A 9,484-nucleotide genomic window follows, 5' to 3' on the forward strand; every position below is an offset into this window, starting at 1 on the left:
GGAAGAGCACGTTTTTCAACGGCAGCACATCGTTTCGGAAACTGACTATTTTCATTTGCCTCTATTTTTAAGACGATTAGGTTTTGAAGAAGTTACAGGAATGGGCGACTTTTCTATGCTTTTAACTTTTATTCAGATTCTACGGATCGTTTGGCGTCCTTTTCCGGATATCATCTATATCCCGGTTTTCCTTAGCCAAACTATCCCACCCTACCCTCTTTTGCGTAAAGGTATGGATGGGATAATCATGGTTTGCCTACTGTATTATTCGAGATAGGTGTATCCGTAGAGTCCTGACCTGTAGTTGGAGAGGAATTCCTTGCCCTCTTCCAATGAGATCTTGCCTTGCTTCACGCTCTTTGTCACCCAGCGCTCAAGCTGTCTGACGAGCTCTTTCGGCTTGTACTGCACATAGCTGAGCACCTCTTCTACGGTCTCGCCGTCGAAAATCTGGTCGATGCTGTATTTGCCGTCTTTCACTGAGATATGTACGGCATTGGTATCGCCGAAGAGGTTGTGCATATCACCGAGGATTTCCTGGTATGCTCCCACAAGGAACACTCCGAGATAGTATGGCTCGTTCTTGCGCACGGTGTGTACGGGCAGGATATGCGATATGTTGCGGTTTGTCACGAAGTTGGCTATCTTGCCGTCGCTGTCGCAGGTGATGTCCTGTATCGTGGCGCTGCGCGTAGGTCTCTCGTTGAGTCTCTGCAGCGGAACGATCGGGAAGAGTTGGTCTATGGCCCAGCTGTCGGGCAGCGACTGGAAGAGGGAGAAGTTGCAGAAATACTTGTCGGCAAGCAGCTTGTCGAGTTTCTTCAGTTCCTCTGGCTGATGCTTGAGGGTCTTTGCCATACTGTTTATCTCGCGGCATACGCTCCAGTACATCCTCTCTATCTCGGCACGTGTCTGAAGGTCTACCATGCCATGGCTGAAGAGGTCGAGTGCCTCCTCGCGTATCTGCTCGGCGTCGTGCCAGTCTTCCATCATGGAGCGTGGGTTGAGGTTGTCCCAGATTTCGTAGAGGTCTTTCACGAGCTTGTGGGCACCATTCTCCGGCTCGAACTCCTCGTTCATCTCCGGCAGTGATGCCGTTTCGAGCACGTCGATGACGAGCACCGAGTGATGGGCAGAGAGCGACCGTCCGCTCTCGGTGATGAGATTGGGGTGATGTATGCCGTTGGCGTTGGCTGCCTCAACGAAGGTATAGAGACAGTCGTTCACATACTCCTGTATGGAGTAGTTCACGCTGCTCTCGCTGTTTGAAGAGCGTGTGCCGTCGTAGTCTACTCCCAGTCCGCCACCGCAGTCAACGAATTCCACGTCGTATCCCATCTTGTGGAGCTGAATATAGAACTGCGATGCCTCTCTGAGGGCTGTCTGAATGCGGCGTATCTTGGTTATCTGGCTACCGATATGGAAATGGATGAGCTTGAGACAGTCTTTCATGTTCAGCTTCTCCAGTTTCTCCAGTGCGGCGAGGAGCTCCGAACTGGTGAGTCCGAACTTGCTGGCGTCGCCGCCGCTCTCCTCCCATTTTCCGCTTCCCGACGAGGCGAGCTTGATGCGCACGCCGAGGTTAGGACGCACACCGAGTTTCTTGGCTGCCTTCGAGATGATGTCTATCTCGTTGAGCTTCTCCACCACGATGAAGATGCGCTTGCCCATCTTCTGTGCGAGGAGGGCGAGCTCGATGTAGCTCTGGTCTTTGTATCCGTTGCAGATTATGAGCGAGTCGCTCTGACACTGCACGGCGATGACGGCATGGAGCTCCGGCTTGGAACCGGCCTCAAGACCGAGGTTGAACTTGCGGCCATGGCTGATGATCTCTTCCACCACGGGCTGCATCTGGTTCACCTTGATAGGATATATCACGAAGCTCTCTCCCTGGTAGTCGTAGGCCTTGGCTGCCTTCTCAAAGCAGCTTGAGGTCTTCTCGATACGGTTGTCGAGGATATCGGGGAAGCGGAGCAGCACTGGCGGTGTGATGTCTCTCAGGGCAAGTTCGTCCATCACATCACGAATGTCTATCTGTGTATTGTCCTTACACGGAGTGACATATACGTCTCCCTTGTCGTTGATGCCAAAGTAGGATGTGCCCCACCCAACCATATTGTACAACTCCTTGGAGTCGTCAACAGTCCATTTCTTCATTTGTCTTAGCTTTCTACTATTATTAAAAATATATTTTTCATGACTCGTCCCTGCCATTTTCCTCCTGCATCACAGGGGGGGGGAATGGCCAGGGGACGAAAGGATTAACTCTGATTATTGTCTGTTTCTATTTGATTATGCATTACGATTTCTGCAAGCCGCCTGCCTCTGTCGTGTCTCCAGGGGGGCAGCATTTCAGCATCCGGCGTATCTTCCTCACCGACACTCTCACCTTGTCTCTGGAATCGAGCACGTTGACGTCGAGCACGTGTTTCGCCTTGCTGTAGTATGGTTCCCGTTGCTGGAGCTGCTGTTTGACGAAGGCTTCCACTTCTTCGGGAGTCTTGTTCAGCAGCAGCGGCCTCACGCTCTTTCCCATCTTCAGATGGGCATAGAGCACTTCGGGGGTCGCCTTCAGATACACCGTCTCGCTCTGGAGGTTCAGATAGTCCATGTTGTCGAAGAAGCAGGGGGTACCTCCGCCGCAGCTTATCACCACGTTTTCAAACTCTGCCACCTCGTGGAGCATGTTGCGCTCTATCCGGCGGAACCCTTCCTCGCCTGACTCCTCGAAGATCTGTGCCACGGTGCGGCGCATGCGGCTGGTGATATACCAGTCGAGGTCGTAGAACATCAGTCCCATGTCTTTGGCAAGCATACGTCCCACGGTGGTCTTGCCGGCTCCCATATATCCGATAAGGACTATTCTGTGCATAGGCTCTGTATTGGGATGCTTATTTCTTCACTGCATTGTTGATGATGTCCATACACTCCACATAGGTCAGCTCGGCGGCACGCTCATGCATTGCCTTGGGCAGACGGTAGTTCTTGCCGTCGTAAACGAGGTATGGTCCGTATTTGCCCTTCATGACCTCAAGCTGCGGATCTTCCTCAAACTTCTTCAGATGGCGCATGCTGTCTTCGATGCGGCGGCGCTCTATGAGTGCCACTGCCGTTGAGAGCTTGATGCTGAGGGGATCTTCGGTGGATGGCAGCGACACATACTTCTTGTTGTGCAGGATGTATGGTCCGAACCGTCCGGCGCCTATCACCACCGGTGTACCTTCGAAGTCGCCGAGCGTACGTGGCAGTTTGAAGAGTTCTAGTGCCTCGTCGAGGGTTATTGCCTCCATGCTCTTGTCTTTAGGCAACTGTGCGAAGCGTGGCTTCTCCTTGTCTTCTGCCGTTCCTATCTGTATCACCGGACCGAAGCGTCCGATCTTCACGAACACCGGTTTGCCGCTCTTTGGGTCGGTGCCGAGCTCGCGTTCTCCGGCTTTGTGCTCCTGTCGGCTGTTCATCGTCTTATCCACCTGCGGCTCGAAGTCTTTGTAGAAATCCTGCAGCATGTCGGTCCACTGCTCCTTGCCCTCGGCGATGGTATCGAATTCCTGCTCCACCTTGGCGGTGAAATTGTAGTCGAGCACATTGGGGAAGTGTTCGAGCAGGAAGTCGTTCACCACGAGTCCGATGTCTGTAGGCAACAGTTTGCCCTTCTCGCTGCCCACGGTCTCTGCCTTCTCTGTGGCTGTGATGGTGTTTCCCTTCAGCGTGTCGATGGCGAAAGTGCGTTCGTCGCCCTTGCGGTCGCCTTTCTGCACGTATCCTCGCTGCTGTATAGTGCTGATGGTTGGTGCGTAGGTTGAAGGGCGTCCGATGCCCAGCTCCTCCATCTTGTGTACGAGGCTTGCCTCGGTATATCGCTGCGGTCCCTGGCTGAAGCGTTCTGTCGACACCATCTCGCCTCGCTGCAGCGTGTCGCCCTCTGCCATTGGCGGCAGCTGGTTTGTGGTCATCTCACCTGAGTTCTCATCATCGTCAGACGACTCTCTGTATACCTTCAGGAATCCGTCGAAGGTCACCACTTCGCCGTTCACGGTGAATTTCTCGTGTGCCACGGTGCCGTCGGCATGGCGTATCGTGATGCCCACGGTGGTCTTCTCTATCTGTGCGTCTTCCATCTGGCAGGCTGCCGTACGCTTCCATATCAGCTCGTAGAGCCGGCGCTCCTGTGCCGTGCCCTCCACTGTCTTGGCGTTCATATACGTAGGACGTATTGCCTCGTGGGCTTCCTGCGCTCCCTTCGAGTGGGTGTGATACTGGCGTGTCTTGTGGTATTTCTCTCCCCATGTAGCCTCTATCTCTTCCTTGCAGGCATTGATACAGAGGGATGAGAGGTTCACGGAGTCGGTACGCATGTATGTTATCTTTCCGTTCTCATAGAGATGCTGTGCGAGCATCATGGTCTGCGACACGGTGAATCCCAGCTTGCGTGCTGCCTCCTGCTGCAGTGTGGAGGTGGTGAATGGCGGTGCCGGTGTACGTCTGAGGGGTTTCTTCGTCACGTCGCTCACGCTGAATGCGGCATCCTTGCAGTTGTTGAGGAATGCCAGCGCCTCGTCGTGTGTCTTGAAGCGTGTGTCGAGCTCTGCCTTCACCTCTGTCTTCTTGCCGTCGGGACCGATGGCGAAGAATATGGCGTTCACTCGATAGTATGGCTCCGACTTGAATGCCTGTATCTCTCGCTCTCGCTCCACGATGAGTCTCACTGCCACGCTCTGCACTCGTCCGGCAGAAAGTGCCGGCTTCACCTTGCGCCACAACACGGGCGAGAGCTTGAAGCCCACGATGCGGTCGAGCACCCGGCGTGCCTGCTGGGCATTCACGAGGTTCATGTTGAGGAATCGCGGATGCTGGATGGCGTCGAGGATGGCGGGCTTGGTAATCTCGTGGAACACGATGCGGTTGGTGTTCTTCTCGTCGAGTCCGAGCACCTCGCACAGATGCCATGAGATGGCCTCTCCCTCGCGGTCCTCATCGGATGCCAGCCATACCTTGCTGGCTTTCTTGGCGCTCGACCTCAATTCTGACACGAGTTTCTTCTTCTCGTCGGGTATCTCGTAGTCGGGTTCAAGGGTTTTCAGGTCGATGCTTATTTCTTTTTTCTTTAGGTCGCGGATATGTCCGTAGCTCGACATCACCTTGTAGTCCTTTCCCAGGAATTTTTCGATGGTCTTTGCCTTTGCGGGGCTCTCCACTATGACTAAATTCTCTTGCATTTCTTATATGTTTTTTATTCCGGCACGTTCCTCCCACGTGCCCCTGTTTCACAATTTGGCGGCAAAAGTAAGAAAAAGTTTCACACAACACATTATATAATGTATTAATTTTCTATTTTTTTATCAAAAAACCTATACCCACATGTATGTTGATACGCTCCTGACACAAGAAAAAGGGGTGACGTTATTGCGAATAAGGATTATTCTTATTACTTTTGTTCTAAATTTGCATATTATCATGAACGTAAACATTGAACAGTCGTGGAAGGACCATCTCGGCGAGGAATTCGAAAAGCAGTATTTCGTCGACCTCACAGAGTTCGTGCGCTCTGAATACCTGCGCACCACGTGTTATCCTCCCGGCAAACTCATCTTCAATGCCTTCAACCTGTGTCCGTTTGACAAGGTGAAGGTGGTAATCATCGGACAGGACCCGTATCATGAACCGGGACAGGCACACGGACTGAGCTTCTCGGTGGCTGACGGGGTGGCTTTCCCGCCATCGCTGCAGAACATATTCAAGGAGATACAGATGGACACGGGGGCTCCGATACCGTCGTCGGGAAATCTGACCCGCTGGGCTGAACAGGGTGTGCTGCTACTCAACGCCACACTGACCGTGAGGGCACACCAGGCGGCGAGCCATCAGCGCAAGGGATGGGAGCAGTTCACCGATGCGGCGATAAAGGCTCTCAGCGCAGAGCGAGAGAATCTGGTGTTCATCCTCTGGGGAGGATATGCCAGGAGCAAGGCTCCGCTCATCGACACGTCGCACCACCTGATATTGCAGTCGGTACACCCCTCGCCTCTGTCTGCCAACCGTGGCGGATGGTTCGGCAACCACCATTTCTCGCGCTGCAACGAATATCTCAGAAACCACGGCATCGAGGAAATAAAATGGTAAGCGGCGTCAACTTGTCAACTCGTCAACTAAAAAATACTACAATGGCAAATGATTCATCAATAAACGGCTCCAATGGAACTTACATACCTATTCTGCAGGTGGGCGACGTGCTGATATCGTCGGACATCATAACGGAGCGCTTCTGCTGCGACCTCGACGCATGCCACGGCATCTGCTGTGTGGAGGGCGATGCCGGTGCACCGGTGACCATCGACGAGATTTCTAAAATCGAAGACTCGCTCGACACCGTGTGGAACGACCTTTCGGCATCGGCACAGGCAGTAATCGACAAACAGGGAGTGGCGTATGCCGACCGCGACGGCGACCTCGTGACGAGCATCGTGGGGGGAAAGGACTGTGTCTTTACGTGCTACGACAACGGATGCTGCCTGTGTGCGCTGGAGAAGGCGTGGCGGGGCGGCAGACTGAAGGATTTCTGCAAGCCTATCAGCTGTGCCCTGTATCCTATCAGGGAGAAGACGTTCGACAATGGTCTCGTAGGACTGAACTACAACCGATGGGAGGTATGTCGCGATGCCGTGAAGAAGGGCAGGGAGATTGACCTGCCGGTATACAAATTCCTGCGCGGACCGCTCGTGCAGCGATTCGGCGAAGAGTGGTATAAGGAACTGGAAGAGGTGGCAGAGGCGTTCTGCGGAAAGAAATAGCCTGACGGCGACTATCCCAACCCGTTAGTTCGCTGCCGCCACATATCATCATACGCGAAAGCAGCACTATCCTGACATACGGATAGCTGGAACTAACAGGCTGAAAAAGTAGGTGTACAAATACGGCAGAAATACGACAAAGAGATATGTCGGTATTACACTATGACGAATCTGTTACTGAATTGCGATTTCTGCAAAAAAAGATATTTTGCCATTTACAAAGATTTCAGAAACTTGTCGAACTCTTCGCCGGTACAGTCTTTCCCCAACAAACGCCTTTGGAGCTTGGATTTTGCCTTGGAGATTGTGCTCCGCCCTCTGCCAAGAAGGACAGCTATCCTTGAATCTGACAAATCGCTTACTTTTATCAAAAGGCACATCAGAAAATCCTGCGCACTCATTGTGCATATAGAAAAAAGACTTAGTTTGAAAGACGGGAACAGTCTGTTGGCTTCTTTCAACAGCATTTCCGTTTCGTCAGCAGAAAGAGGGTGGCCATTTTTTGCCTTTGTCTCTATTATACTGCATATCTCCGTTTCCATAAACATAAACCGCACATTGTCACTCAAAGCCCGTTCGCTGCTTATCATGTTACTCCTGTTTTTCAGGCTCTCCTTCAGCAGTTCTATCTCCTTGGCTTTGGCTGCGTAAAGACTGTGTGTGACTGACAGCTTGTTCTCAAGTTCTGAAATTTTCTTCTCGCGCTCATTTATGCTATTCTCACTCTGCTCCTGCAGCGAAACTCTGAATTTCTCCAATCGCATGGAGCGCTCTATGCCTGCACGTTTAAGTTTGCGGTATCTCAACACGCCCCAAACCAAAATAAAAACTGCGGCTATGGCAGACACTGATATCACTACTGCTGTTCTCCGGGCCCTGATTTCAAGTTGCATAGTTCGCTCTTTATATTTGGAATAGTTATACATGGCATTCATCCGGGCAATAGAAGTCTCCACATTGTTTTTTTTCAATGAGTCGTCATACTCCTCATATTGCAGAATAAAGTCGAGCGCCGCTGTTATATCTCCTTCCTCACGATATATCTTTGCCAGATATTTGCTGGCTTCCTTCTTGGCTTCAGCCGTATTTGTATGATAGAGCTTCGTAAAATAACAACGGGCTGAGTCACACCTACCCAACCGAAAATATGATAAGGCAAGGACATCGTAGAAGGAGTCCAGACTTGGATTATCTTCACCTGCGGTTGAAACGACTGGCAGGGCAAGATTCTTTGCCTTGTCATATTCACCGTTGTACAGGTAATATGAGGCCATAGAACTGAGCATCTCATTATACAGATTGGTATCTCTTTTTTCACTGGATATTTTCAGAGCCTGCCTGTAATACGCCAGACAACTGTCACTACCCTGCGCCTGATAGGCATAAGCTATTTTCTGGAGCGTATATGCCATCATGGCTGTATCACGTCTAACGCTGTCAGTCTTAAATACGCTTCTGAAATACGGCAATGCCGATTGATAGAAAGACTGTTCGTACAAGAGCATACCAATCTGGAAATTCAAGGCGCTCGACAGCTTGTCTGAATGCTCTCCATACTCTTCCTTTGCCTTGTGATAGTATTCCAAAGCCATTGGCATGTCGTTCATGTCGCGATAGGCACTGCCTACATAATAATACGCTTGCGACAGGATTTTTCTACCGGCATCATTCTTTTCAAAATAGCGAAGAACTTTTGTCGCCTCTACGGCATCTTTCTGTTTGACAAACATTTTGTCGTTAATCTTTATCGTCAACAGTCTGATATACCATTTATCCGGTTCGGAGAAATGTCTGCCGGAATGCCTCATGGCATTCAGCCGTACTGAGGCTGCCTCAGGGTTATCATCACTAAGATTGTCTATGACAACAAGTTCCTTGGAAAAAGACAAGGCATTGTTACCCGGATAGAGGATAAATACTGATAATCCGACAATTAAGAGAACTATGGCAAGAACTGTCACTTTCTTTATTCTGCAAATGCTCGCTATACCGCCAAAAGGCTTCATAAACAAATATTTTTTATATAACTCCCTTTATACATAAAGGGGAAAGCCTGCCACAATGTATGACTGACTTTTCCCAATGATTTATACATGTGATAACCTCAATCCACTCCTACTGTAGCTTATAAGTTTCCGTCTTCATGCCGTTAACGACAAACGCTACCACCACCATACTGTTAAAGCCGCCAGCGCTGACGTAGTTCACCATATAGGCACGCTGCCCTTTCGGCAGACGTTTACCATTGCTTATATAACGCTCGGGAACGACATTTATTGCTTTTCGTGGAAGGCGTCTCGCTATGAAATTCTCTCCACCCACGCTTTTTCCCGTTGCATCGTCTGTCACTGACACTGCAACATTATAGAAGCTCGTGTCCGGGATGGCTTCATCGGCAAAGAACGAGCAGCCCAGACTTGTGGGGAGACATTCGCCTGCTTCCATCTTGATGCCGGAGATTTCTGCGCCGTTGCCCTTGATGGCTGGCTATCTATTTCAATATTTTCTTTCCGTTGACTATATACATTCCCTTTGTCAGGGCGTTGATGTCGTTCCCGACAAACCTTCCGTCAAGTGTATAAATCCTGTCTGACTTAACGTCTGAGGCCGTTACAGCATTGTCTATTCCCGCAACATCATACTCCTTTATTGTCTTAAAGGCAGTGCTCCAGGTCTCGTCTGCCTCAAAAGCGGAC

8 protein-coding genes and 1 pseudogene are annotated in these 9,484 nt (G+C 50.8%); 3 read left to right on the forward strand and 6 right to left on the reverse strand.

Features of this window, described 5'->3' with window-relative positions:
- Nucleotides 1-277, forward strand: a 277-nt coding sequence (locus tag QVO99_RS10085) for a hypothetical protein (RefSeq protein WP_288177169.1), incomplete at its 5' end; no start/stop codon positions are given.
- Here the strand turns inward: QVO99_RS10085 and speA are convergent.
- The 3 genes from speA to topA all read right to left on the reverse strand — a co-directional run bounded on the left by speA (nt 265) and on the right by topA (nt 5,216).
- Nucleotides 265-2,157 carry a biosynthetic arginine decarboxylase gene (speA, locus tag QVO99_RS10090; protein ID WP_022317492.1) on the reverse strand — a complete coding sequence of 631 codons (1,893 nt, stop codon included), beginning with the start codon at nt 2,155-2,157 and terminating at the stop codon, nt 265-267. The two genes, QVO99_RS10085 and speA, sit on opposite strands and share 13 nt — an antisense overlap.
- A 142-nt stretch (nt 2,158-2,299) precedes the next feature.
- Nucleotides 2,300-2,872 carry a shikimate kinase gene (locus QVO99_RS10095; protein WP_022317493.1) on the reverse strand — a complete coding sequence of 191 codons (573 nt, stop codon included), beginning with the start codon at nt 2,870-2,872 and terminating at the stop codon, nt 2,300-2,302.
- Between the two features lie 19 nt (nt 2,873-2,891).
- Entirely contained in the window at nt 2,892-5,216 is a 2,325-nt protein-coding gene (gene topA, locus QVO99_RS10100; protein WP_022317494.1) for a type I DNA topoisomerase, read from the reverse strand.
- 238 nt (nt 5,217-5,454) lie between these two features.
- Between topA and QVO99_RS10105 the strand changes: the two genes are divergently transcribed.
- Together QVO99_RS10105 and QVO99_RS10110 are read left to right on the forward strand one after the other, a co-directional pair.
- A complete protein-coding gene (locus QVO99_RS10105; RefSeq protein ID WP_288177170.1) occupies nt 5,455-6,120 on the forward strand; it encodes a uracil-DNA glycosylase in 666 nt (221 codons plus the stop codon).
- A gap of 41 nt (nt 6,121-6,161) precedes the next feature.
- A complete protein-coding gene (locus QVO99_RS10110; RefSeq protein WP_022317496.1) occupies nt 6,162-6,788 on the forward strand; it encodes a DUF3109 family protein in 627 nt (208 codons plus the stop codon).
- A 215-nt stretch (nt 6,789-7,003) separates the two neighbouring features.
- Here the strand turns inward: QVO99_RS10110 and QVO99_RS10115 are convergent, their stop codons facing one another.
- The 3 genes and pseudogenes from QVO99_RS10115 to QVO99_RS10125 all read right to left on the reverse strand — a co-directional run.
- A complete protein-coding gene (locus tag QVO99_RS10115; RefSeq protein ID WP_022317497.1) occupies nt 7,004-8,794 on the reverse strand; it encodes a tetratricopeptide repeat protein in 1,791 nt (596 codons plus the stop codon).
- 109 nt (nt 8,795-8,903) lie between these two features.
- Complete coding sequence (locus QVO99_RS10120) at nt 8,904-9,233, reverse strand: hypothetical protein (protein ID WP_022317498.1); 330 nt, start codon at nt 9,231-9,233, stop codon at nt 8,904-8,906.
- Between the two features lie 46 nt (nt 9,234-9,279).
- Nucleotides 9,280-9,484: pseudogene (locus QVO99_RS10125) on the reverse strand (M6 family metalloprotease domain-containing protein); the annotation flags it as partial.

This window comes from Prevotella sp. CAG:592, assembly GCF_000436015.1.
Lineage (GTDB): Bacteria > Bacteroidota > Bacteroidia > Bacteroidales > Bacteroidaceae > Prevotella > Prevotella pectinovora.